Source organism: Pararhizobium sp. P1_E7, from assembly GCF_056405855.1.
In genome coordinates this window covers 190,040-214,621 of sequence record NZ_JBFUBH010000003.1, presented here as the reverse complement: position 1 = coordinate 214,621, position 24,582 = coordinate 190,040, and the positions used below count along the sequence as shown (strand labels likewise).

General features: G+C 61.3%; 16 protein-coding genes and 1 other RNA gene. 7 read left to right on the top strand and 10 right to left on the bottom strand.

What is annotated here, in order from left to right; translation table 11 throughout:
- Nucleotides 1-55 precede the first annotated feature (55 nt).
- A complete protein-coding gene (locus AC1D17_RS05630; protein WP_060506112.1) occupies nucleotides 56-364 on the bottom strand; it encodes a DUF2853 family protein in 309 nt (102 codons plus the stop codon).
- A 141-nt stretch (nucleotides 365-505) separates the two neighbouring features.
- Between AC1D17_RS05630 and ssrA the strand changes: the two genes are divergently transcribed.
- From ssrA to AC1D17_RS05610, 4 genes are all read left to right on the top strand, one after another.
- Nucleotides 506-885, top strand: a transfer-messenger RNA (tmRNA) gene (gene ssrA, locus AC1D17_RS05625).
- A gap of 164 nt (nucleotides 886-1,049) precedes the next feature.
- Nucleotides 1,050-1,568: an SspB family protein gene (locus AC1D17_RS05620; protein ID WP_477564431.1), complete on the top strand. Its 519-nt coding sequence runs from the start codon at nucleotides 1,050-1,052 to the stop codon at nucleotides 1,566-1,568.
- A gap of 25 nt (nucleotides 1,569-1,593) precedes the next feature.
- Nucleotides 1,594-1,800, top strand: coding sequence for a DUF4169 family protein (locus AC1D17_RS05615; protein WP_477564430.1), 207 nt, complete (start codon nucleotides 1,594-1,596; stop codon nucleotides 1,798-1,800).
- A 121-nt stretch (nucleotides 1,801-1,921) separates the two neighbouring features.
- Nucleotides 1,922-2,155 carry a ribbon-helix-helix domain-containing protein gene (locus AC1D17_RS05610; RefSeq protein WP_477564429.1) on the top strand — a complete coding sequence of 78 codons (234 nt, stop codon included), beginning with the start codon at nucleotides 1,922-1,924 and terminating at the stop codon, nucleotides 2,153-2,155.
- Nucleotides 2,156-2,219: 64 nt separating this feature from the next.
- Here the strand turns inward: AC1D17_RS05610 and AC1D17_RS05605 are convergent, their stop codons facing one another.
- From AC1D17_RS05605 to AC1D17_RS05590, 4 genes are all read right to left on the bottom strand, one after another.
- Complete coding sequence (locus AC1D17_RS05605; protein ID WP_477564428.1) at nucleotides 2,220-6,011, bottom strand: AsmA family protein; 3,792 nt, start codon at nucleotides 6,009-6,011, stop codon at nucleotides 2,220-2,222.
- An 83-nt stretch (nucleotides 6,012-6,094) separates the two neighbouring features.
- Complete coding sequence (locus AC1D17_RS05600; RefSeq protein WP_477564427.1) at nucleotides 6,095-7,504, bottom strand: FAD-binding oxidoreductase; 1,410 nt, start codon at nucleotides 7,502-7,504, stop codon at nucleotides 6,095-6,097.
- Between the two features lie 227 nt (nucleotides 7,505-7,731).
- Nucleotides 7,732-10,872, bottom strand: coding sequence for an efflux RND transporter permease subunit (locus AC1D17_RS05595; RefSeq protein WP_477564426.1), 3,141 nt, complete (start codon nucleotides 10,870-10,872; stop codon nucleotides 7,732-7,734).
- Nucleotides 10,869-12,089 (bottom strand): efflux RND transporter periplasmic adaptor subunit, encoded by a 1,221-nt coding sequence (locus AC1D17_RS05590; RefSeq protein ID WP_477564425.1) that lies wholly within the window; start codon nucleotides 12,087-12,089, stop codon nucleotides 10,869-10,871. The genes AC1D17_RS05595 and AC1D17_RS05590 overlap by 4 nt, the downstream gene beginning before the upstream one ends.
- A gap of 212 nt (nucleotides 12,090-12,301) precedes the next feature.
- On the opposite strand from AC1D17_RS05590, the gene AC1D17_RS05585 reads away from it, so the two are divergent.
- Both AC1D17_RS05585 and AC1D17_RS05580 read left to right on the top strand, forming a co-directional pair.
- Entirely contained in the window at nucleotides 12,302-12,712 is a 411-nt protein-coding gene (locus tag AC1D17_RS05585) for a carboxymuconolactone decarboxylase family protein (protein ID WP_477564424.1), read from the top strand.
- 103 nt (nucleotides 12,713-12,815) lie between these two features.
- The gene (locus AC1D17_RS05580; RefSeq protein WP_477564423.1) at nucleotides 12,816-15,287 is read left to right on the top strand and encodes an ATP-dependent helicase; all 2,472 of its coding nucleotides are present in this window, start codon (nucleotides 12,816-12,818) and stop codon (nucleotides 15,285-15,287) included.
- Between the two features lie 166 nt (nucleotides 15,288-15,453).
- On the opposite strand, the gene AC1D17_RS05575 is transcribed toward AC1D17_RS05580, so the two are convergent.
- The 3 genes from AC1D17_RS05575 to AC1D17_RS05565 all read right to left on the bottom strand — a co-directional run bounded on the left by AC1D17_RS05575 (nucleotide 15,454) and on the right by AC1D17_RS05565 (nucleotide 19,508).
- Entirely contained in the window at nucleotides 15,454-15,738 is a 285-nt protein-coding gene (locus AC1D17_RS05575) for a GIY-YIG nuclease family protein (protein WP_477564422.1), read from the bottom strand.
- Nucleotides 15,739-16,000: 262 nt separating this feature from the next.
- Nucleotides 16,001-17,497, bottom strand: coding sequence for a nucleobase:cation symporter-2 family protein (locus tag AC1D17_RS05570; protein ID WP_477564421.1), 1,497 nt, complete (start codon nucleotides 17,495-17,497; stop codon nucleotides 16,001-16,003).
- 208 nt (nucleotides 17,498-17,705) lie between these two features.
- The gene (locus AC1D17_RS05565; protein WP_477564420.1) at nucleotides 17,706-19,508 is read right to left on the bottom strand and encodes a diguanylate cyclase; all 1,803 of its coding nucleotides are present in this window, start codon (nucleotides 19,506-19,508) and stop codon (nucleotides 17,706-17,708) included.
- A 199-nt stretch (nucleotides 19,509-19,707) separates the two neighbouring features.
- Here AC1D17_RS05565 and AC1D17_RS05560 point away from each other — a divergent pair, with 199 nt between their 5' ends.
- Nucleotides 19,708-21,879, top strand: a complete 2,172-nt coding sequence (locus tag AC1D17_RS05560; protein WP_477564419.1) for a CHASE2 domain-containing protein — start codon at nucleotides 19,708-19,710, stop codon at nucleotides 21,877-21,879.
- A 99-nt stretch (nucleotides 21,880-21,978) separates the two neighbouring features.
- Here AC1D17_RS05560 and AC1D17_RS05555 read toward each other — a convergent pair whose 3' ends face one another.
- Nucleotides 21,979-22,956 (bottom strand): FecR domain-containing protein, encoded by a 978-nt coding sequence (locus AC1D17_RS05555; RefSeq protein WP_477564418.1) that lies wholly within the window; start codon nucleotides 22,954-22,956, stop codon nucleotides 21,979-21,981.
- Nucleotides 22,957-23,203: 247 nt separating this feature from the next.
- On the bottom strand, nucleotides 23,204-24,346 hold the full coding sequence (locus tag AC1D17_RS05550) for a DUF2778 domain-containing protein (protein ID WP_477564417.1): 1,143 nt from the start codon (nucleotides 24,344-24,346) through the stop codon (nucleotides 23,204-23,206).
- Between the last annotated feature and the right edge of the window lie 236 nt (nucleotides 24,347-24,582).

Genomic DNA, 24,582 nt, shown 5'->3' with positions numbered 1-24,582 from the left:
ACCAATCGGTAAATGCCGGGTTTCCCCAGGCGCAACGATCAAAAGGCTCGAGTGATCAAAGCGTCGCGAGCTTGCCCAAGTGTTTTGCCACCAGGTAATAGAAGGTCACGCGGGACTTCGAACGGTCGCCGGCCATCGTCTTGGCAACGGCATCGACGGCTGCATCGGCGTCGGGGCCGGTGACACCCAGCTTCTTGCCGCACCATTTCTCCTTGACCCGGTCGAGTTCTGTCGGATCGGAGGCGGAGACGAGCGAGGAATCCTTGTTGCGCAAGGCAATGCCCAGATGCTTGACGATCTTGTTCACAGCAGCCTCGTCGGCGGCGCTGTCGTATTTCTTCACATCTGCGAGATAATCCGTCATGGTGTCTCCTCACGGGTTGGCTTCACGCCGCGCACCTTTCCTGATGAAAGCTGCATCACACGAGTTTTTTCACGCTTGGCGAGCATGTCAAGACCCATCCGCCCCGGATGAGCACCAAGCCCTGATTGTATTTTCGAAAAGGCCCTTTTCTTGGCGCGGTTTAAGACCTATATGACAGTTGCCGTCTTCGGGCGGCTATGGCGATAAACAGGCGATGAAATAAACCTATTGGACCCGGGGGCGGTACCCGGCGCCTCCACCAAAAACCGGTCGAAAACGGCTTTATGTCAGGCATGACAGACCGGCTTTTGATGGGGGCGAAATAGGATCGACAAGGGCGTAAAGATCGACTTTTTGCTCGGCATTGTACCACCGTTATCGGGCTAAAATTGTAGTTGCAAACGACAACTATGCGGAAGCTCGTCTCGCTGCTTAATCGCAGTGTGACACTTCAAATCAAGCCCTTGCGGTTCGCACCGTAAGGCGGGGTTCGGAGGTACCTGGCAACAGAAACCTCCACTTCTCTCTCCCCGACGCCACCGTCTCTCCACCGAGGTCGCCTTCTCGATCGCCTTGAAATGGTCTATAGATGATGCACAAATGACTCGTATGTCAGGACTTTCCTGCGTACAGAGCAAATGGCATAAGTGTGACAAAGTTGAGTTACAAGAAAGACGGGGATCTTATGGGCCAAGACCATATCCGCTACGACATTCTGGCGCAGGATGCGCTTCGCAGCGTCATTCGCAAGGTCCTGATCGAAGTCGCAGCCACCGGTGCCCTTCCTGGCGATCATCATTTCTTCATCACCTTTCTCACCGGCGCACCCGGCGTGCGCATTTCCCAGCATCTGAAGGCCAAATACGCCGAGCAGATGACAATCGTCGTGCAGCACCAGTTCTGGGATCTGAAGGTCACCGACACGCTGTTCGAAATCGGTTTGTCTTTCTCCGACACGCCGGAAAAGCTGGTGATCCCATTCAACGCGATCCGCGGCTTTTACGATCCGTCCGTCAATTTCGAGCTTGAGTTCGATGTCGCCGCCGTTGAGGAGGAAGAAACCGCCGAAATCACCGCCTATCCGGTCGCGACGGCGGAAAAATCCGGCGAACCGGAAACCGAAGCGTCCGGCAAATCCGGCGATGACGGCAAGAAGGAAGGCGGCTCGGTGGTTTCGCTGGATTCCTTCCGCAAGAAGAACTGAAAACGAAACGTCCGACAGGCTCATCATGACCGGCGACATCGTCAATCTCCGTCAGTTCCGCAAGCAGAAGGCGCGGGCGGAGAAGGACCGGACGGCGGATCAGAACCGCATATCCTTCGGGCGGACAAAAGCCGAAAAACAGCTGACCCAAACGCTCAACGACAAGGCCAGCAAAGCGCTCGACCAGGGCCGGCGCGAGACGCCGCCGGTTACCCCGGACGACGGGAAGTAAGCGCCGCGCCTGCCAAAAGCCAATAAGTCATTTTAAAATCAATAGATAAGACCGATTTCCGGAATCACTTTGAGATCAAGGTGATTCATATTCTGAGGCGCAATTGTGATCTGAGGCGCATGTGATCCGCAAGCATTCAGCGACGCTGCACGGCCACCGCACCAGCTTTTCGCTGGAGGAGCCGTTCTGGCAGGAGCTGAAGGCGATCGCCGAGATCCGCCAGATCCCGCTTGCACAACTCATCGCCGAGATCGACGACGGGCGTCCAGCCGACAGCAATCTTTCATCTGCGCTGAGAGTCCATGTCCTGACCTGGATCAAAGATGCTGCAGCGACCTTTGCACGTCATGAATGATGCGCGGCTGCAGCAGCCCTTGAGCACGGCATCTGTGCCGTGATGCCAGCGCCTTTGAAAAAGTCTACTGCGGCCGGACCCCCGGCAGGACTTCAAAATTAAGCCCTTGCTGCGGGGTCTGGATGACCGATTTCTGGCCGGCACCCTGCGGCGCGCTCAACTCCCCGCCCCGTACCACGCCGCCGGTCGGGTCGAACGGCAACAGGCCCTGGTTTTTCTGTTCTTCGGCTTTTCGCACGGCTTCTTCGGCGGCATTGGCAGCCGCAGCCTCGTCTGCCGCTTTCTTCTCTGCCAGCGCCCTGGCGTCAGCTTCCGCCTTTTGCCGCGCGGCCTCCTTGGCAGCTAACGCGCGCCGGCGCTGTTCTTCCGCAGCCCGCAGGCGCGCCGCCTCGCGCTCGATCGCGTTAGCCTTGTACAACGCCACTTCGCGGCGCAGTCTTTGCTTTTCAAGCACGTTTGCCTGCAGCGTCTCGACACGGCGGCGCTCACGCTCGAAAGCCCTGAGCGACAGGAAATTCGACAGGTCGGTTACGTCGAACGTCAGGCCGGGCGCATGCAGGAGCCCCGCATAGTCAAGGCTCACCTGCGCCTCTGCGCCGGTCAGCGCCTCCTCGCCCGGACGGAAATCGACCGCGACGCCGGCGTTCATCCGCTCATCCGGAAAGCTGATTTCCAGACTTCCGGACAGCCCGGCGGCGGCATCGGCGGCGGTAACGTTCTGGGCCCGCAATGTCCCGCCCGCAATGCTGAACGGCACCGTTACGCCGCCAAGCGCCGTCTGCCCCGACAATACGGCCTTCTGCGCCAACGGTTTGACCGATTCCGGCGTAATATCGCCTTCGATGCGATCGGCTGCCGCCAAGATATCCGGCAGCGCAGCGCTGTTCAGACCATTCACAACGGTGTCGCGCAGCGTTGCCGTACCCGAGCCGCTTGCCGATTCGACCATGGCCCGCGCCGTCTTTCCGGACGCCTCGACGGCAAGCGTCAGGTCAAATTTCCCCTCGGCAACGGCCGCTCCGCCGGTCTTCCAAACCGCAGCGCCAAGATCGCCGTCCTTCAGGTCGAGCCGCGTCTGGAAGAAGCCGGAGCCATCGCCATTGCCAAGCAGCAGACGCCCCTCGATCTTGCCACCCAGCCAGCTGCCGGCAATCGTATCGATCGAAATCTGGTCACCCTTCCAGGCAAGCTTGCCGGACATGCCGGATACGGCGCCATAGACGCCGGGCCAGAACCGCTTGGCGGAAATATCGACAGCCACATCGAGCCCGCTCCAGGCCGGCTGAACCACAGGCAAGACAGACAAGTCGCCGCTTGCCGCATCCTGCACGGCGCCGAGTATCCCCTCGCCGATCCAGGCCAGATCAAGCGTGTCGAGGGCAATTTGGCCAGTCGCCTTGCCGGGTGTTTTCCGGTCGACCGCAAACGTGCCGGAAAATGCGTTGCCGTCCGCCTTGCCTTCGATGCCCGACAAGGTCACGGCGTCGGCCGTCGTTGCAATATCCGCCTTCAGCGCCAGCGGCAGGCCGGTCCCCATTTGCGGCAGGCCGATCCCCTGCAACAGCAGGAACGGTTCGAAATCCTGGCTTTCGAGCGAAATCTTCGATTGGCCGGATAGAAAATTATCGCGCGAAAGATCGATGTCGCCATTCGCCGAAAATGATGTGCGTGCTGTCGTGAACGTAAGGCCAGCATTCGCCTTCTGGCCGTCGGTGCCCTGAAGCTTCACCGACAGGATGGCGTTCTCATCGGCATCGAACGGCAGGGGATCAAAACCGAGCTGGCCGAAGAGAACCGGCGTCGATGGGTTCTCCATCGTGGCTTCGAGCAGGATGCCTTGCCCGGCGAGCGCCTTTGCAATGTCGGGCGCCTGATAATTGGCGGCGATCTTGGTGCCGTTGGCCGAACCGAGAATGCCGAACGTAACTGGCGCCTTGCCGTCCTGGCTGCCGGCAGACAGCGTCAGGTCCAGTGCTGCGTTGCTGTAATAGGAGCCGCTCTTCACCAGCCGCTCCAGCGCCGGATGGGCCGCGGCATGGCGTTCGATCATCGTCAGAAAGGGGGTAAGATCGGGAGATGCGAGCTTCATCTTGGCCGAAATCACCGGCGCGGTCATTTCGCCGCTCATCCGTCCGGACAAGGCAAGCTGCGTGCCTGCGATATTGCCGATCGATACGCGCTCGGCCTGCAGCTGGCCGTTCTTCAGGGTCGCCACCAGCTGCACGTCGCTGGCATCCTCGCCGAAAGCGGAGAATTTTTCGGCCGAAAGGTCCGCCGCGATCGTGTGCGACAGAAGCGTCGCGCTGGAGGCATCGCCGGCCACCAGTCCGGCCAGCGCCTGCAACGCTTCCAGATCGATGCTGTTGCCTTTGAGCTGCAGCGACAGGTTTGGCGGCACGCCGTCCAGGGCCTGCCGCTCGATCCGGCCACGCAGGACAGCAGGCCCCGCTGCCACCTCCAGCCGCTCGAACTGCTGCAGCGTATCCGTCAGGTTCACCGTCGCTGAAAAACCGGCGGTCTTCAATTTGCGGATCGCCGGATCGACAGAGCCTGCAAGCCAGGTCGCCAGCCCCGAGGGTTGGTTGGAGGCAACAAGCATCTCGCCACGAAAGGCACGCACACCGCTCAGCTGCAGCCGGCCCTTGGCCTCGAACTGGGTACGGCCGGGAAGTTGTGCCACGGCATTGTCGACCATCCAGCCCACCCCGTCGGGCCGCAGATCGAGCCGGACGTCGCGCACGGTCGTATCGCCGATGACGATTGCAGGCAGTTTCAGGCTCGCCCGGCCGGGTACTTGCGGGATCGGAATGTCGGCTGCGATCGCCGTGATCGCCGCAAGTCTCTGCCGCACCGAAAGCGCAGGATCGCGACCGGTCTTGCCGGCAGCACCTGCATTGCCGATACGGCTGACGTCGATCTGCTGGCCATCGGCCAGAAGCAGGAACTCCTGTTCCTTGCCGGTATCCAGCGTCGCCTCACCGGTCACCAGATAGGGATCGTCCTTCGGGCCGATTTCCAGCCGGTAATCAGGAACGCGAATGCGTTCATTGGTCAGCTCGAAACCGCCCGTCACCCGCAGGGCGGCCGATTTGTCCTGCGTCTTCTGTGCCTCCGCCGGCTTGTTTTCCGTAAGCGTGAACTTGCCTTGATAGACCGGCTTGAAATCGACGATCTTCAGATCGCCGTCGAGTTCCACGCCGAAGGGCCGCTTGTCAGGCGTCAGCCGCGAGCGCAGTCCAAGCGTGCCGGTTTCGTCAGCCTCGCCGCTGGAAAAGGCGAAACTGCCGGCTTCGCCGTCCAGCGCCGCGCGGCCTTCCATCTTCCAGGGACCGGCAAGCGAGCGGGCCGAAAGATCGGCCTCAAGCCCGGTGACGCGCCGGGTCCGGCCGGTCTGCTCGTCGATGAAATCGATCTGGCCGCCGGTGATGGCGACGTTTTCCAGAATCACGGTCTTGGCCGGTATCGACGCCTTGCGCCCCCGCGCCCAATCGAGCGTGCCGTCGGGCAAAAGCCTGATCTTCGCCTTGGGTTTCTCCAGCCGCATGTCGAAGATCAGGGCTTCGCCGGAGAGGAATGGCGCAAGCTCGGCATTCATCTTGAAGTGCTCGACCTGGATCAGCGGCTCGCCCGTTTCGGATTGGCCGACACGCACGTCATTGAGGGTTACCGAAGGAAACGGAATCAGGCGGGCATCGACGCTTCCGTGAACGACCACCGGCTTGCCCATGATCCGGCTCGCCTCACGCTCGAAGTCCTTGCGGAAATCCGTCCAGTCCACGAACAGCGGGGCAATCAGCGCGGCAAACAGCGCCACGACCAGAAGACCACCGACAAAGACCAGAATTCGCGAAAGCACCAGTTGAAAATCCTATCCCATTCGACCGCTGACGATAACGCGCCTCTTAGCGCCTACCACTCCTTAACACCCACCCATCGTTTTCACATGGCAAAAATCTTGCCGGGATTGAAGATATTGCCGGGATCAAGTGCCCGCTTCACCTGCCGCATCAGATCGAGCGCATCACCGAGTTCGTCTTGAAGAAACGGCATCTTGCCCTGGCCGATGCCATGTTCGCCGGTGCAGGTTCCATCCATCTCCAGCGCCCGGCCATTCAGCCGCGCGACAAAGGCCTCCGCCTTGGCAATATCGGCATCGTCCTTGTCGTCGAACAACAGCCCGACATGGAAATTGCCGTCTCCCGCGTGACCGACGATCGGCGCGATCAGCCCGTGCGCGGCAATATCCTCATGCGTCGCCTCGACGCAATCGGCAAGCCGCGAGATCGGCACGCAGACATCGGTGGACAGAATGGCCAGCCCCGGCGCCAGGCTCTTCTGTGCCCAATAGGCGTTGTGCCGCGCCTTCCACAGCGCGTTCCGCTCTTCGGTGTTGGCAGTCCACTTGAATTCGGAACCGCCGAATTCGGCGGCGATCTCGGCGAACTGCTTCGATTGCAGCGCGACGCTCTCCGCGCTTCCATGAAACTCGACAAACAGCGTCGGCGCTTCCGGAAAGGTCAGCCCCGAATAGGCATTGCTCGCCTTCATCTGCAAGGCATCGAGCAATTCTATGCGCGCCACCGGAATGCCCGACTGGATGGTCAGGATCACCGTGTTGCAGGCGTCGCCCACCGATGGAAACGAGCAAACGCCACCGGCGATCAGTTCGGGAATGCCCTGCAGCCGAAGCGTGATCGACGTCAGGATGCCAAGCGTGCCTTCAGCCCCGACGAACAAACGGGTGAGATCGTAGCCGGCCGATGATTTCTTGGCGCGGTGGGCCGTTCGGATTTCCTTGCCCCCCGCCGTTACCGCAGTCACCGCCAGCACATTGTCCTTCATCGTGCCGTAGCGCACCGCATTGGTGCCGGAAGCCCGTGTGGAGGCCATGCCGCCGATCGAGGCGTTGGCGCCCGGGTCAATCGGGAAAAACAGGCCGGTATCGCGCAGATAGATGTTCAGCGCTTCCCGGGTGATCCCCGGCTGGACGGTACAGTCGAAATCGCTGGCATTGACCTCCAGCACCTTGTCCATGCGGCTCATATCGACGCTGATGCCGCCATGCGGTGCGTTGACATGGCCTTCCAGCGACGAGCCGGTGCCGAAAGCGATCAGCGGAACGCCATGTTCACTGGCAATGGCGACGATCGCCTCGACCTCGGCGGTGTCATCCGGGTAGACGACGCCGTCGGGAAGCTGTGCGGGAATATAGGTGGTCGTATGCGCATGCTGGGCGCGGATAGCCTCGCCGGTCTGGAAGCGATCGCCAAACCGCTCGCCCAACAGCCGTAGAGCGGCTGCTATGCCGGTTTCGTTGCGGATGCCCGCCCTGATCGCCTTCAATGCCATATGCCTCCCCCGAACCGCCGCCTAGCGTCGCGGAAATTCTTAGATTTCAACGCTCTACTGTGCAAATCGGAATCACTTTGTCCAGAACCTCATCTGCTACACGACGGGTTTAGCAAAGAATTGCGACAAAGTGAGACAGTCCGGACACAGGGCGAACAGACTGTGCGAATGGGTTCGGGAGGGAGGAAAACGGACGGCGGCGAACGCGAACGCCGTCGCCGCCAAAGCTATTCCGCAGCCTCCGCCAGCTGCAGCGTCGCGGCATGCTGCATCTCGCGCTGCAACCGCCGCTCCTCATCAACATGCGGCTTGGTGAAACGCGCAATGACCAGATAGGCGACCGGCGTCAGGTAGAGCGTGACGACGGTTGCAAGCCCGAGACCGCCGACCAGCACCCCGCCGAGTGCAATGCGGGCCTCAGCGCCAGCACCGCTCGCCAGCACCAGCGGTACCGCGCCGGTGATGGTGGCGATCATCGTCATCATCACCGGTCGAAGGCGGATATTCGCCGCGTTCTCGATCGCCGAACGCAGGTCCTCGCCGCGATCACGCAGCTGGTTGGCGAACTCGACGATCAGGATGCCGTTCTTGGCCATGATGCCGACCAGCAGCACCAGCCCGATCTGGCTGTAGATATTGAGGGTATTGCCGGTCAAAAGCATCGCGAACACTGCGCAGGCAAGCCCCAGCGGCACGGTCGACATGATGATCAGGCCGCTGATCAGGCTTTCAAACTGCGCCGCCAGCACCAGGAAGATGATGACGAGGGCAAAGCCGAAGGTGACGAAGAGGCCATTGGCATTCTCGTTCAGCGTCGCAGCTTCGGCCAGCGGCACGACACGCGAGCCGGGCGGCAAGAGCGGTTCGGCCATCTGCTCCACCATCGTGAGAGCGTCGCCCAGTGCGAGACCGGAGGTCAGGCCCGCCGACAGAGAAACGGAGCGAAGCTGGGATTGCCGGGACAATTGCGGCGCAACAGCCTTTTCCTCGACCGAAGCGATGGTCGACATCGGCACAATCTTGCCGTCGCCGGTCTTCAGGAAAATATTCTGCAGGTCGGTCGGGTCATTGACCGGATTGGTCGTCGACAACAGCTTGACGGGATAGGATTCGCCCTCGACATAGACATCGAGCACGCTGTTGCCGTCGAGCATCGCCTGCAGTGCTGCCGACAGACCGGCGATATCGATACCGAGATCGGACGCGCGTTCGCGGTCGATCGTCACCGAGAGCTGGGCCTGGTTGGCCTCATAGTTCAGGCGGACGTTCTCGAAGCGGCCGCTGTCTTCCATCTGCCGCACCAGCTTTGAGGCGGCATCGCCGAGTTTGGCATAGTCGTTGCCAACAAGCGCCACCTGCAGGCCATTGCCGGCACCACGAATGCCAAGGCTGTTCGGCTGGATCGGAAAGGCGCGGATCGAGGGAATATTCGCGGTTATCCGGGTGATATCGGCAGAGATCTGCTGCTGCGTGCGGTCGCGGTCGCTCCAAGGGGCGAGCGTCAGCACCATGAAGCCGGTATTGACCGATCCGCCCTGACCGGAAACCGAAAAGACATTGGCAATCTCGCCGTTGTCGACCAGCGGCTTCAATCCATCCTCGACGCGGCGCATCTGGGCCTGGGTATATTCCAGCGAAACGCCCTGCGGCGCCTGGATCCGGACCATAATACGCGAACGATCCTCGGTCGGCGTCAGCTCCGATTTCAACAGCGTGAAGGCACCGGCACCGGCAGCCGTCACCATGATGGCGACCGTGAAGACCACCAATGGCGAATTGAGGCAGGCCCGCAGCGTTCGCCGGTAAAACCCGGCGGCAAAAGCGCCGATCCGGCGCATGATGCCGGTGTGGCCGTGATTTTCGCCATGGGGTTTCAGCATGCGCGACGCCAGCATCGGGCACAGCGTCAGCGACACGAAGGCGGACAGGAGAATGGCGAAGGCCAGCACGAAGCCGAACTCGCGGAACAGCCCGCCCGTCTGGCCCGGCAGGAACGACAAAGGCACGAACACGGCAGCAAGCGTCGCCGTTGTCGCAATGACGGCGAAGAACACTTCAAGCGTGCCGAGCACGGCGGCGGCACGCGGCCCCATGCCCTCGCCACGCCGTCGCACGATGTTTTCCAGGACCACGATCGCGTCGTCGACCACAAGCCCCGTCGCCAGAACGATCGCCAGCAGCGTCAGGATGTTGATCGAGAAACCGGCAAGATAGATCGCCGCGCAGGTACCGACCAGCGCAATCGGCATGGTCAGCGTCGGGATGAGTGTCGCCCGCCAGTCGAGCAGGAACATGTAGATGACCAGGGTGACGATCAGCACGGAAGCGGCCAGCGCGATTTCCACCTCGTGGATGGCGCCTTCGATGAACACCGCGTCGTCGCTGGTAACCTTGAGCTGCGTTCCCTCCGGCAGGATTTCGGCGATGGTCTCAACAGCTTTTTTCACACCTTCAGAAATGTCGAGCGTATTGGACTGCGCCTGCCGGATGATGCCAAGACCGATGCCCTGACGCCCGTCCGAGCGCAACGACGAGGTGCCGATATCCGGGCCGAGCGTCACGGTAGCGATGTCGCCAAGGCGCACATTGTCGCCAAGAATCAGGTTTTCGAACTGCTCCGGCGTCTGCAGGTCGGCGGTGGCGCGCACCGAAATGTCCTGGTTGGCGCTGGTCAGCGAGCCCGCCGGCACGTCCATCGATGCGCTGGCAAGTCCGGCGCGCAGATTGGCAACTGTCAGGCCGCGGCTGGCAAGCTTCGATTGGTTGATGTCGATGCGGAATATCTTTTCCTGGTCGCCGTTGATCTGCACGTCGGCGACGCCCTCGACGGCGGCCAGCCGGTCGGTGATCTCGTTTTCCGCCAGCAGCGTCAGGTCTTCCATCGACAGCGTATCCGACGTCAGCGCCAGCCGCATGATCGGCTGGCTGTCGGCATCGGCTTTCACGATGCGCGGTTCGTCGGCATCGTCGGGCAACTGATTGGTGACGCGCCCGAGCGCATCGCGAATATCGTTGGATGCCTGGCCGATATCGGTCGTATCGGAAAACTGCAGCGTGACGCGGCTTTGGGCATATTGCGAGGTCGAGGAGATATCCTTGATGCCCTGCACCCGCGACACCGCTCCCTCGATCACCGAGGTCAGTTCGCGGTCCACCGTTTCCGGCGAAGCGCCATCGAAGGTCGTGTTGACGGAAACGACGAGCTGGTCGACCTGCGGCAGCTCACGGATCTCGATGCCGTTCAACGCGGCGAGACCGGCGACGATGATCAGCGTATTGACCACCAGCGCGAGAATCGGCCGGCGGATGAAAAGCGCCGTAAAACCGGCTGTGCGGCCAGGGCCCGTGTGCTCGGAGCCGCCGCTCATTTCTTGGCCTCCGCCTCGGAGACCTTCTGCTCAGCGCCGCCCGGCTGCGGCTCCTGTTTCAGCTGTCGCTGCTCGCCGACGAGACGAACCGTGCCGCCGTCGCGCAATCTTTGCAGGCCTTCGATCACCACGGCGTCGCCCTTGGCAAGCTGTGCGTCAACCAGCACCTTGTCGGAATTACGCTGGATGATCTTGACCGGAACCTTCTGCGATTTTTCCGCCTCGACACGCCAGACGAAGGAGCCATCGGCGCTCCACTGGATCGCCAGCGGATTGACCGTCGGATAGTGATCGCCAGGAAACCGCACGGAAACGGAAAACGACATGCCGGCCCGCAGCGTATCGTCGGGATTGTCGATCCGCGCCCGTACCCTGAGTGTGCGGCTCGCCTGATCGACACGGTTGTCGACGGCGTCGATGACGCCCGAAAGCTCAGAGGTTGGCAGCGCAATTGCCGTGGCGGAGATATCCTGGCCAACCGTGACCTTGGTGGAAAACCGCTCCGGCACCCAGAAATCGACGAGAATCTGCGAGCGGTCATCGACCACGGCGATCGGCGTCGACGTGGTGACATAGTCGCCGGGATGGGCAGTGATGATGCCGACAATACCGCCGGAGGGGGCGGCGATATCGCGGCGCTTCAGGTCCAGTTCCGCGGTCTGCAGTGCCAGTTCGGCCGCCTGCATGGCAAATTCGGCTTCGCGCAGGATTGCGACCGACACGGCATTGCCGAGCCTGCGATTGCGCTCGACCTTTTCACGGGCGCTGTCAACGGCGACTTTCGCCTGGGCAGCGGCAATCTTCTGCTCGTCGCTGTCCAGACGGGCGATGATCTGCCCTTTTTCGATGAGGTCGCCGGACTTCACCAGAATTTCCGTCAGATTGCCGGTCGCAAGCGGCGTAACGCTGACCGAAAGGATCGCCTCGCCATTGCCAATGGCATTCAGCCGGTCGTTGACGACGGCGGTATCGGCCGGTTGCGTAACGACCAGCGGTGCACCGCCGCCCTGGCCACGCCCGCCCTGGTTCTGGCCGCCCTGGCCCTGCCCCTCGCCCTGTTTGGCGCCATCCGCCGGTTTTGCGGCATAGGCCAGCAGCTGCTGAGGCACGCCGGCCTTTGCCAGCATCGCACCGGCACCCGGCACGAAGCGAACCCAGACGCCAAGGCCGACGACGAGAATGACCAGGCAGATCAGAAGCTGCTTCCAAAGCCGCATGCAAAACTCCAAATTGATGAAGGCGTGTTTCGGCCAGGGTGGCGCGCGAAACCCGTCATTGCCGGCAACTATCCCTTTTTGCTGCATTGCAGGCAATGCCAGAATGCCATCATTACGCAATTGTAACAAAAGCTTTTTTCGGCTCCTTGAGCCCTCACGGGTGCTCGACACGACGCCTTCGCGGCCCTACCTTCAGGCGATTGGAGGACCCCATGAGCACCATCGCCAGACATCAGGACCCGGAGACCAATCCGCGCGTGAAAACCGTCTTCGACGATATCCGCGCCACCCGCAAATCCGATTTCATCAACAACATGTGGCACTATCTCGCCTTCGACGCCGACCTGCTCGAAACGACCTGGGCGGAGGTGAAATCCGTGATGGCAACGCCGTCGGCGCTCGATCCTCTCGTCAAGGAAATGCTCTACATCGCCGTTTCCGTCACCAATGGCTGCGGCTACTGCGCCCATTCGCATACGGCGGCCGCCAAAGCCAAGGGCATGACGTCAGAGCAGCACGCCGATCTCTTGCGCGTCATTGCGCTTGCCGCCAAGACCAACCAGCTGGCGACGGCCCTGCAGCTCCCCGTCGATCCCGTCTTCAATGCCGATGATCGGCCCTGATCGCGGCGGAAAAACGGTTGTCTCCACAAAGAAGCTGGACTTTATGGAATAAAAGCAGAACGGAATTCTGGCCTTTCGGCTCCGAATCACTACATTGAGCCGCATGAGCAATGGATTTGACGATATCCCCTTCTTCGACGAGGAACCGGCGCCGCGCCCGCAGCGTGGCGTGAGCCCGCAGCCGGCCCCGCCTGCGCCTATCGGCGGCATCGCCGCGCGCGCCATGGCAGCCCGCGACCAGCACCGCGCGCCCGACTATCTCTCCGGCCTCAACCCGGAACAGCGCGAAGCGGTGGAAACGCTCGACGGCCCGGTTCTGGTGCTGGCCGGCGCCGGCACCGGCAAGACCCGCGTGCTCACCACCCGCATTGCCCACATCCTTGCCTCCGGCCGCGCCTTTCCCTCACAAATCCTCGCCGTCACCTTCACCAACAAGGCGGCCCGCGAGATGAAGGAGCGCGTCGGCGTTCTCGTCGGCGGCGCCGTCGAAGGCATGCCGTGGATGGGCACGTTCCACTCGATCGGCGTCAAGCTTCTGCGCCGCCATGCCGAACTGGTTGGCCTGAAATCCTCGTTCACCATTCTCGATACCGATGATGTCGTGCGCCTGGTCAAGCAGCTGATCCAGGCCGATGGCATCGACGACAAGCGCTGGCCGGCCAAGCAGTTCGCCCAGATGATCGACGGCTGGAAGAACAAGGGGCTTGGCCCCGCCGATATCCCCGAAGGTGACGCCCGCTCGTTTGCCAACGGCAAGGGCCGCGAACTCTATGCCGCCTATCAGGCCCGGCTGATGACGCTGAATGCCTGCGATTTCGGCGATCTCCTGCTGCATCCGATCCGCATGTTCCGCACCAATCCGGATGTGCTGCGCGAGTATCACGACAAGTTCCGCTATATTCTCGTCGACGAATATCAGGACACCAACACCGCCCAGTACATGTGGCTGAGACTCTTGGCGCAGCGGCCGAAGGGCGTGCCGCAGAACGTCTGCTGCGTCGGCGACGACGACCAGTCGATCTACGGCTGGCGTGGCGCCGAGGTCGACAACATCCTGCGCTTCGAGAAAGATTTTCCCGGCGCCAAGGTGATCAAGCTTGAGCGCAACTACCGCTCCACCGAGCACATTCTCGGTGCGGCCGGCCATCTCATCGCCCATAATGAAGGCCGCCTCGGCAAGACGTTGTTCACCGACCGCATCGACCCCAACGACGACAAGGTGCAGGTGCACGCCGCCTGGGATTCGGAGGAAGAAGCCCGCGCCGTCGGCGAGGAGATCGAACAGCTCCAGCGCACCAAGCACCCGCTCAACAACATGGCGATCCTGGTGCGCGCCTCCTTCCAGATGCGCGAGTTCGAAGACCGTTTCGTCACGCTCGGCTTGAATTACCGCGTCATCGGCGGCCCGCGCTTTTACGAGCGTCTCGAAATCCGCGATGCGCTCGCCTATTTCCGCCTCGTCTGCCAGCCGGCCGACGATTTGGCCTTCGAGCGCATCGTCAATACCCCCAAGCGCGGCCTCGGTGATACCACAGTGCGTGCCCTGCACGACTATGCCCGCAAGCGCGACATCCCGATGCTGGCGGCCTCTGCCGATATCATCGAAACCGACGAGATGAAGGCCAAGCCCCGCAAGTCGCTGTTCGACGTCGTCACCATGTTCCAGCGCTGGCAGGGCCTGCTTGAAACCACACCGCATACCGAGCTTGCCGAAATTATCCTCGAAGAGTCCGGCTATACGGACATGTGGAAGAACGACAAATCGGCCGAAGCCCCCGGACGGCTGGAAAACCTGAAGGAACTGATCCGCTCGATGGAAGCGTTCGAGAGCATGCGCGGTTTCCTCGAACACATCGCGCTGGTGATGGATGTCGAGCAGAATGCCGAGCTCGACGCCGTCTCGATCATGACGCTGCATTCGGCCAAGGGTCTCGAATTCGAAACCGTCTTCCTGCCCGGCTGGGAGGAAGGCCTGTTTCCACATCAACGCGCGCTCKACGAAGGCGGCCGCTCGGGTCTTGAGGAAGAGCGCCGCCTCGCCTATGTCGGGCTGACGCGTGCAAAACGCCGCTGCCACATCTGGTTCGTCTCCAACCGCCGCATTCATGGCCTGTGGCAATCGACCCTGCCCTCGCGCTTCCTCGACGAGCTGCCGACCGCCCATGTCGAGGTCTCGGAAGCCGAACAGTCCTATGGCGGCTATAATCGCGGCGGCTACGGCCAATCCCGCTTCGACAAGCAGGAACCCTTCGCCAATACCTATTCCACCCCGGGCTGGAAACGCGCCCAGGCCAACAAGACCGACGCCACCCGCGACAACTGGGGCAACCGTTCCGGCGTTTCCATCGACCGCATCGGCTACGGCGAGTCAGGCCCCAAGGCCCGCACCATCGACGGCGAACTGATCGCCAAGTCCAAGATCGACGAACCCTCGAAATTCGCTGTCGGCGACCGGGTGTTTCACATCAAGTTCGGCAACGGCAACATTGCCGGGATCGAGGGGAACAAGCTGACGATCGATTTCGACCGGGCGGGGCAGAAGCGGGTGCTGGACGGGTTTGTGGAAAGGGTGTGAGGAACGGGTCGGCCTGGGAGTGGATCCTCGGGTCAAGCCCGAGGATGACGACCTTTTGGGGTCAGCAAAGTCGCAAGACACCCAGAAACTGGAGGTGTCCCACTTTAAACCGCGCATCCCTCCCCTCCGTCATCCTCGGGCTTGACCCGAGGATCCACTCCCAAGCCTACCAAAGCTCGTAATAGAGATCCCGCCAGACCGGGTTCATCGCCTCGATCAATTCGATCTTCCACTGCCGATACCACCGCTTGAGCGATTTTTCGCGTTGGATCGCCGTGCCGATCGATAGATGCTCTTCGTACCAGACGAGTTGTTTGCAACCATATTTGGCGGTGAAGCCAGGGGTCGTGCCTTCGCGATGTTCAAAAATGCGGCGCTCCAGATCGGAAGTCACGCCGATGTAAAGCGTTCCTCGCTTGTGGTTTGCGACGATGTAAACATAGCCCGCCATGGCCGTGATGATGCTTGGGAGTGGATCCTCGGGTCAAGCCCGAGGATGACGACCTCGGGGACTGACCGAGAAAGATCGGAGAACCACTTCCACAGGGCACCAGGCTAACAAACATCCCGGAGCCAAGCATTCCGTAGCCAGGCATTCCGCAGCCAATCCTCCACTCCGTCATCCTCGGGCTTGACCCGAGGATCCACGTCGGCGGGTGTGGTCCAAAACCACGCCCTTCCCCTTATGCGCAGCGATAGGTATACGGACCCATTTAGTGCCCGTGCGCCCGCCCCGGCTGGGCAACAATCGGCACCTCATTGCCCTTGGCGTCATAGATCTTGCCACCCTGGAAATAATCGCCGTCGTGCAATTCGGAAATGTCCTGGTAGCGCAGGCTGCGCTCCGTTCCCGCCACAAACACCGACTGCTGGTCCGAATTGCCCGTCCTGAAGTGATTGAACAACAGGTTGAGCGAAATGGCCATGATCGCCGAGGACGAGATGCCGGAATGGAAGATCGTCTCGAACCAGGCCGGGAACTGATGGTAGAACTGCGGCGCAGCAATCGGGATCATCCCGAAGCCGAGCGAGGTCGCGACGATGATCAGGTTCATGTTGTTGTTGTAATCGACCTTGGACAGCGACCGGATGCCGCTTGCGGCCACCGTGCCGAACAGAACGATGCCGGCGCCGCCGAGAACAGACGGCGGAATGGCCGCAATCACCCGTCCCATCACCGGCAAAAGCCCGAGCGTCACCAGGATGAGGCCGCCTGCCGCCACGACATACCGGCTCTTCACCCCCGTCACCGCCACCAGCCCGACATTCTGGGCAAAGGCGCTCTGTGTGAACGAGCCGAACACCGGTGCGATCAGGCTCGACAGCATGTCGGCGCGCAAGCCGTTGCCGAGCCGCTTGGAATCCACCTTCGTCTCGATGATTTCACCGACCGCGAGAATATCGGCCGAGGTCTCGACGAGGATGACCATCACGACGATCAACATCGAGATAATTGCGGCCAGATGAAACACCGGCAAACCGAAGTGAAACAGCGACGGCAGGGCGACAAAGGGCCCCGCGCCAACTCTGGAAAAATCTGCCATGCCGAAGACCGCGGCGGCCATCGTTCCGATGATCATCGCAAGCAGGATGGAAAGCCTGGAAATCGAGGCATTGCCGACCTTGCTCAGCAAAAGCACGACAACAAGCGTCAGTGCCGCAAGGCCGATATTGGACACGCTGCCGAAATCAGGCGCATTGCGGTTGCCGCCCATCGCCCAGTTGGCCGCCACCGGCATCAGCGTCATCCCGATCGTGGTGATGACGATGCCATTGACCAGCGGCGGAAAGAATTTTGTAATTCGCGACAGGACCGGCGTGATCAGCAAGCCGACCAGCGACGCCACCATGACGGCGCCCAATACCGCAGGCAGCCCGCCCGCCTCGCCGCCACCGCTCAAGATCGCAACGATCGTCGCGACACTGGCGAAGGAAACGCCCTGGACCAGCGGCAACTGGCAGCCGAAGAACGGCAGCCCGATCGTCTGCAGAAGCGTTGCAAGGCCGCCTGCGAACAGCGAGGCGGTAATCAAAAGCCCGATCTCGGCTGGCGAAAGTCCCGCGGCCTGGCCGACGATCAGTGGCACGGCGACGATGCCGCCATACATGGTCAGCACGTGCTGCAGACCATAGACCACTGTTGCACCTGCACCCAGCCGTTCATCTTCCGGCCTGATACCCTGCGCCGTTTCCAGATTCCTCTGCAGCAAAACCGCTCCTCCCAGAATTCGTTCATGCTTCCATGCATTTCTCCCGAATGCATGTCATGAAACCATAGCGGGCCGGTGATTTTTGACTGTACGCGTTTTTTTTGAAAGTGTTTTTGCTTTTACAGGCGAACGCTTCAGCGTTTCGCCGGTTTTTAGCCGCAAGGTTCAGATCGAAAAGGCCCGCTACCGCAGGCCAGATCACCGGAATTCAAGCCCGGTCCCGCGCCTCGCTCAAGATCAGCTTCGACGCCGATACCGTCATGTTTCGCCCGCCGGCCTTGGCGTTCAAGAGTGCGGCGTCGGCCCGCGTCAGCAATGTCGGCACGGTTCCGCCAGCAGGAGACGATGCCACGCCGATGGAGACCGCCACCGAGCCAAGGATCCGGCCGCGATGCGACAGGGGTGCCGTGCTGATCCTGGTCCTCAGCTGTTCAGCGAAGGCGAAACCGGCCGCCTCGGTTATTCCCGGCAGAAGCACCGCGAACTCCTCGCCGCCAAAGCGATAGGCGCTGCCGGCCTCCGCCACCGTGTCGATGATGATCTGGGCAACATATTGCATCACCACATCGCCTGCATCATGGCCGAATTCATCGTTGAAGCGTTTGAAATGATCGATGTCGATCATCAAGCAGACCAGCGGATTTGCCGCTTCATCGCGCGCCTGCCGGTTGAGAGCCTCATCCAGGCAACGCCGGTTGAACAATCCCGTCAGCGCGTCGCGGACAGCAAGCAGGGTCAGCTTCTCGCGCAATTGCAGATTGGCGACGGCCAGGCCGATATTCTCGGCAATCAATTCGAGATAGAGACGCGAGGTTTCCACCTGCACCGTCGCATCGGATCGCTCCTCGAAATAAAGGAGCCCAATCGTATCTCCCTGCGCCGTCAGGGGCACGCAGAGACCGGCAACGTCGCTTTCGCCAAGATGCTGGCAGGCAATATCACCTTGGCCGCGATTGCTCAGATGCGGCCGACCGCGGCGCAACCCCCAGCAGGTGCTGGACGCAAAGGATGCCGCCGATTGATGCGGATCGAGCCAGCTTCCGACAGTCGACAGCGATGTCCGGCTTTCGTTCAGGACATAGAGGTGGCCGGCAAGATTGGGGAATATCTGCGGTGCGAACCGCGCCACGACATCGGCCAGTTCGCTCTGCGTCTGGCAGGCCTGCAGCCGGTGCATCATCTGCAGGATCAGATCCTTGGTCTGCTGGTCGAGCCGGCGCTCCGCATCCAGCCGGTCGCGCTCGAGACCGCTGGCTCGGAAAATATGGATGGCTTCGTTCATCTCGCCAATTTCATCGCGCCGGCGGTCGAGCGGCACTTCCACGGCGTAGTCTTGCCTTGCCAGCCGCGTCACGATGCCGGTCATGCGCGTCAGCGGCATGGCAATGCGCCGCTTGAGAACGAAATAGAGAACACCGAGAAAAAGCGCAGCGGTCAACGCCAGCATTGTCTTGGCGACAAGACCAAACCAATCGCTTCTCAAGCGTGCGTCGTTGAGCGCAGTACTCGTCCTTTCATTGGCCAGAGCGCGAAATCGCCCGACACTGTCCAGCAAATCTGTCTGGAGGCGTTCATGTTCAGGACCAAAGAGGGTTTGCTGCGCTGTTGCCCGATCGCCGCCGCGATAGATATCGACTGCGGCAATCTCGATCTTGTCCAGCGCCTCGGCGTCCTGCTCAACCTCTGCAAGCGCTGCCAGTTCCGCCGGCGAGGCGCCCTGCGCACGGGCGTCCTTGATGGCCGCCTCGCGGCGGCGCTCCTCGCTCTCCCTGCCATGGAATGCTTGCAGATGGCGTTCATCACCGCGCATCACATACAGACGGGCTTCGTCGCTTCGCTCTTCGGCTCCAAGTGCGAGCTCCTCCGCAAGCGTATCGAACACGAGATGCTCTTCAACTGCGAGGCGCTCCTGATCGGCACTATTGGCCGAAAGGATAAACGCACCGCCCGAAAGCACGGTCAGGACGACCGTAACGCCGTAGGCCCAATTCGTGATTGCATTGATTCGCATTCAAGCCGCCTCCAAAGAGTATGGATGGGATTAAAGCACGGTGCTTCCGGTGGCAATTCCCTAACCTTCAGACACCTCTGGTCCAGGCGGCTCCTGTCTCTGTATCGGAAGCAGGCGCATCCGGTGTCAGGTACGCCTGTTTTCCCCATTGTCATTGCTTGTGTTAGGCTCAGCTGACTCGGGGGCGGATGGCATAGTCATGACGCGTGCGCAGCAAGTTGGCGTTATTGTCGGTCTGGTGATCGTCACGGCCCTTACGATCCTGCGGGCAAGCGATCCGCAGCTGATGAGGCAGGCCCGCGAAGTGGCGTTCGATGAATATCAACGCCTGGCGCCGCGTCCATTTCAGGACGTGCCGGTCCGTGTGGTCGATATAGACGAAGCATCGCTTCGTGAGCTCGGCCAGTGGCCGTGGCCGAGGGATCGGATCGCCAGACTGGTGGACAGGCTCTCGCAGATGGGCGCATCAGCGATTGCATTCGACGTCCTCTTCTCGGAACCGGACCGCCTTTCGCCGCGCACGGTCGTTCGCGATGTCGCAGGTATCGATCCGGCGCTGCTTGAGCACTTGCCGGACAACGACGAAATCTTCGCGCAGTCGATGACCGACAGGTCCGTCATATTGGGCTTTGCGCTTTCAAACGAGGGAAACTTTCGACCGGAAATGAAGGCCGGTTTTGCCTTCACGGGCGAACCGCCTTTCCACGCACCGCCCCGCATTCACAGCGCGACGCCGCTTCGGCCCCAGTTCGAGGCCGCCGCCGCCGGCCTTGGACATATCAGTCTCAATCCCGGGGATCCGTCGGCCGTGGTGCGAACCGTGCCGCTGTTACTCAGCGACGGCGACCAGCTCTATCCCAATCTGGCACTGGAAGCATTGCGCGTGGCGCAAGGGGCATCGACCTATATTCTGGCCGATGCACCCGACGTGCCCGACACGATTACGATGATCAAGATCGGTGAGTTCGTCGTCCCGGTGACGTCGGCTGGAGAACTCTGGCTCTATGTCACCCCCGACAGCGCGGACAGATACATTTCGGCACGGAATATACTGGACGAAAAGGGTCCCTCGCCCGAAACAAGCGCAGCCATCCAGGGCAGTATTGTCTTCATCGGAACATCGGCCGCCGGCCTTCAGGACATTCGCACGACAGCCCTGGGAGAGAACGTTCCCGGCGTTTCGCTTCAGGCCCAGATCGTCGAGCAGATCCTGTCCGGGCAATTTCTGTCGCGGCCAGATTGGGCTGACGGGCTTGAAATCCTGTCCATCGCGGTGACGGGATTCCTGCTGGTCATCCTGACCACATTCGTCAGCCCGGCGGTCGCGCTGGCCTGTGGCCTTTTGATCACCGCACTTGCCCTTGCCGCCTCCTGGTTCGCCTTCCACTATGGCGGGCTTCTCCTGGACCCGCTGGCGCCGATCGTCAGCGGCTCCATCACGCATTTCGCCGCAACTGCATTCCGCTTCCTGGTGATTGACCGGGAGCGCCGGGAGGTTCGGCTTGCCTTCGGTCATTACCTTTCCCCATCGCTGCTCTACCGTATCGAGCATACCCAGGGCGCATTGCGTTTGGGCGGCGACGATCGGGAATTGACGGTCATGTTCGTCGATGTCAGGAATTTCACGGAGCTCAGCGAGCGGTTGACGCCGGCCGCCGTCGTCGGGTTCCTCAACACGTTTCTCGACGCGCTGAGCCGCCACGTCATCGCCAACGAAGGCACGCTCGACAAGTTCATCGGCGATTCGATCATGGCTTTCTGGAATGCACCGGTCGATGTCGGCGATCATCCCGCCAAGGCCGTCCATGCCGCACTGGCGATGCGGGAAACCCTTGCTCGCCTCAACGCGGAAGACGCCTTCGGCTTTGGCCCTGCCCATACCGTCGGCATCGGCATCGGTATCCATACCGGGCTCGCCTGCGTCGGCAACATGGGTGCCGAGACGCATTTCAACTATTCCGCCGTGGGCGACACAGTCAATGTTACCGCGCGCATAGAGTCCGCCTGCAAGGACGTCAGTTTCGACATCCTCGTGTCGGAGAGTACCGCCAACCTCGCGTCACGATATGCCTTGCTCGAAGCGGGCGCATTGCCCCTCAAAGGCAAAAGCACCCGGACCCGGACCTTCGCCGTCGTCGGCGATGAACGGCTCGCCCTCTCGTCAGAATTTCGCGACCTGAAAGCCATCCACGCTCAGATGATCGACGCCTTGGCATCCCGATCGGCGGCTACGCGAAAACTTCTGCGGGCGGCAAAATTGAAGGCCGCTGGGCTGCCCGTCAACTTGACCGATTTCTATCGCCGCATCTCGCGCAGGACAGAACATTTTTCGCACGTCACGGCAAAGAAAGATGACGTGCCGGCCGAGTGACGGACGTCAGGTCCCGGATTCCGCCTAGGCGCGGGTTCAATCCCCGGTTAAAGCACGACCCGCGTCCCAATACCAAGTCCCGATGAGAGAGACTTGGTATTAGTTGTCGTTCCCCTGGTTGCGGTTGTCATTATCGCCCTGGCCACCGCCTGTGTCGTTATGGGACTGTCCGTCATGCTTGCCGGGATCGCCCTGCGGTCTATCGTGGTTGCCGCGATCGCCATGCGATCCGTCGGGTTTGTCATGATGCCCGTCCGGTCTGTCGGGATGATCCTTATATCTTCCGGGGTCCTCGTGCGGTTTATCATCGGGCTTGGGGTCCTTGCCGGGCTTGACCGGCGTCTTGATCGGCGCGCGCAGCGGCTTGGGAAGACGAGGAGTGATCTCGTCGGGCTTGACCTTGATCGCTCTGGCAAGTCCGCAACCACCGTAACCGCCGCTCGCCGAAAGCTTCTGATTGCCCGACAGGAAGGGCAGCGCCTTTGCATTGCCGAGCGTATTGAAGATGCCGCGATCGACCCTACGGACATCGGTCACCGCACCGCTGCGTTTGGCAACTACGGAATCGCAGCGCCGTGTCAGCTCCCGGCAACCGCCCGCACCGCAAAAATTGGCCGAGCCGCCGAGCAGCACCACGGCCGTCGTGCCGTCACCGCCGATATAGAAATCGAATGCGGTTCCGCGCACGCCAATCGTTCCGGCCGGTGTCAAAATTTCATAGGCGGTGTGCCGGGAATTGCCGCTGACCCAGCGGAAAGTGCCCTTTGCCGCCTTGATCGTCAGCTTTTTCACCGAATTGGAGCCGTCGAAGACAAATTTATCGACAACCACGGATGATCCCCATCCAACGGCGAGCTTGGTACCATCTCGAAAGATAAACTGGCCAAGGCCGGATTTGGACGTTCGTATCCGCTCATCCTGAAAGACCGGGTCGTTGATCGACAGGTCACCTCGCATCCCCGTTACCGCAGTCTTGATCTCGACTGCCTTGCCGATCGACTCGGCCGCACTCAACGGCAGTGTGCCGTAGACCAGAAAACCGCACGCAACGACACTCAACCGATAAGGAGTTAACATAGCCCCCTCCCATTACCGGCATATTAGCACATAATTAAGTATACTGTCTCCTGGTTCATCAGCAACAGTTCGCCGATGCAAGGCGCCGGCGAGCGGAACTCTTGCGTTCGCCCGGTGAGATGCTTGCAAATGAGGAAATGCGACCGGGAAAGAGCCAAACTCTTCAGCGTCCCGGCCAGCCGGGACAGCATCCAATCACGTGATCGAAGCGAACCTGTTTGCGCGCGCGCCTGTCAAGCGCGCCCTGTTAAGCGCCCTTGGAAAACAGCGATGCGAAGGTGCGCTTGGGCGCGGAAAAGCCCTTCATGCTGTTGACGATGACCATCTGGCTGATTTCGCCGCGCTTGAAGGCTTTCAGGAAGCGCGGATATTCCTCGAAGGCAACACAGCCATGGCTATCGCCACGGTTCCTGAGCAGATAGCTGTGGGCGAGCAGGCCGTCGCGGCCATGCGGCGCGACGCCATTGACCGGTGTCAGGCGCACGGCGGCAACACCGTGAAAAAGCGATTCCCGCATCGTCACCTTGTAGGTGCCGGGCGGTGTCGGACCTTTCATCTTCACATGAACATAGGCCGGATTGTCGCGCATCTTGCCGATGCCGGAATGCGCCTCCAGCTTCTCGCCATTCGGCATGTAGACCACGCCGGCGGAGATATCGTAGTAGGCAACGCCCTTCTTGCCGCGGAAAGTCGGGCGAACCTCGTTGTCGTCGTCCATGGGAAAATCGGGCTTGGCGTAAGCGAGTTCCTTGGCGGCCGGCTTTTCGGGCTTGTCGCCAGGTTTGCCGGCAGCCTCAGCAAGGCTTCGCGGCTTTGCCTGCGGCAGCGGCCCGAGATCGGGCAGCATGCCGTTCAGCGACGATGCCGGTTCCGGCATGACCAGGTTGAATGGCTTGCCAAGGCCCTGCTCCTTCAGAGAAACGGTCTCGACGAGCGCATTGGCCGTCACCGGTGTCGAGCCGGTGATGACGGCGTCGCCCCTGGCTGCAGCCGCGTTCGCAAGTGCCAGCACCTGCGTCTTTTCGGCAAAATCCACGGCAGGCTTGACCATGGCGATCGCAGCCAGGCTCTTTTGCGGCGCGGCGCGAGCCAGAAGGTTCATGCGCGGCAGAACGGTGAGCCGCGAAAATTTGGAAAGGCGCACGACGCGCTGCTGCGGGGCCGAGTGCACGATCGGGTTGAGCCCCAGCGAAGCCTCCAGCCGTGGCCCTTTGCTGGACGGCAGCGAAGACCCCATGCCCTGCATCGCCGCGAAGGTCGCAATCATCCAGACGGAGGCGGCAATGCCGACAACGGTGGCGCCGGCAAGCAACCGCGACGATGGCCTGGCCCGCGCGCCCTCCCTGCCTGAAGATGCTGGGTGACTGCATTTTTCTGCTGCAAACGCCATGATACTCGTTACCCGAAACGCATTACTCAATCGGAGAGCAACAAGACACATTGCCGCCGAGGCCGGTCCAAAGCCCGCGATGCGCGATAAAGCGCGCTTGCCGGGGCCTGCCGGTCGATCAAAAGAATGACAAAGTATGGTAACCAATTCCTTTACACGGGCCCCAAGAAATATCAGGGAGCATGGTGGGCATAGAAGGAGCGGCACCTGCCGCAGGCAAAAAAGCGAAGAAGGCA

Excerpts from the sequence above, each read along its gene's own strand:
- AC1D17_RS05630 (WP_060506112.1), bottom strand. The coding sequence starts at position 364 with ATGACGGATTATCTCGCAGATGTGAAGAAATACGACAGCGCCGCCGAC.
- AC1D17_RS05620 (WP_477564431.1), top strand. The coding sequence starts at position 1,050 with ATGGGCCAAGACCATATCCGCTACGACATTCTGGCGCAGGATGCGCTT.
- AC1D17_RS05615 (WP_477564430.1), top strand. The coding sequence starts at position 1,594 with ATGACCGGCGACATCGTCAATCTCCGTCAGTTCCGCAAGCAGAAGGCG.
- AC1D17_RS05600 (WP_477564427.1), bottom strand. The coding sequence starts at position 7,504 with ATGGCATTGAAGGCGATCAGGGCGGGCATCCGCAACGAAACCGGCATA.
- AC1D17_RS05595 (WP_477564426.1), bottom strand. The coding sequence starts at position 10,872 with ATGAGCGGCGGCTCCGAGCACACGGGCCCTGGCCGCACAGCCGGTTTT.
- AC1D17_RS05590 (WP_477564425.1), bottom strand. The coding sequence starts at position 12,089 with ATGCGGCTTTGGAAGCAGCTTCTGATCTGCCTGGTCATTCTCGTCGTC.
- AC1D17_RS05585 (WP_477564424.1), top strand. The coding sequence starts at position 12,302 with ATGAGCACCATCGCCAGACATCAGGACCCGGAGACCAATCCGCGCGTG.
- AC1D17_RS05575 (WP_477564422.1), bottom strand. The coding sequence starts at position 15,738 with ATGGCGGGCTATGTTTACATCGTCGCAAACCACAAGCGAGGAACGCTT.
- AC1D17_RS05565 (WP_477564420.1), bottom strand. The coding sequence starts at position 19,508 with ATGCGAATCAATGCAATCACGAATTGGGCCTACGGCGTTACGGTCGTC.
- AC1D17_RS05560 (WP_477564419.1), top strand. The coding sequence starts at position 19,708 with ATGACGCGTGCGCAGCAAGTTGGCGTTATTGTCGGTCTGGTGATCGTC.
- AC1D17_RS05555 (WP_477564418.1), bottom strand. The coding sequence starts at position 22,956 with ATGTTAACTCCTTATCGGTTGAGTGTCGTTGCGTGCGGTTTTCTGGTC.
- AC1D17_RS05550 (WP_477564417.1), bottom strand. The coding sequence starts at position 24,346 with ATGGCGTTTGCAGCAGAAAAATGCAGTCACCCAGCATCTTCAGGCAGG.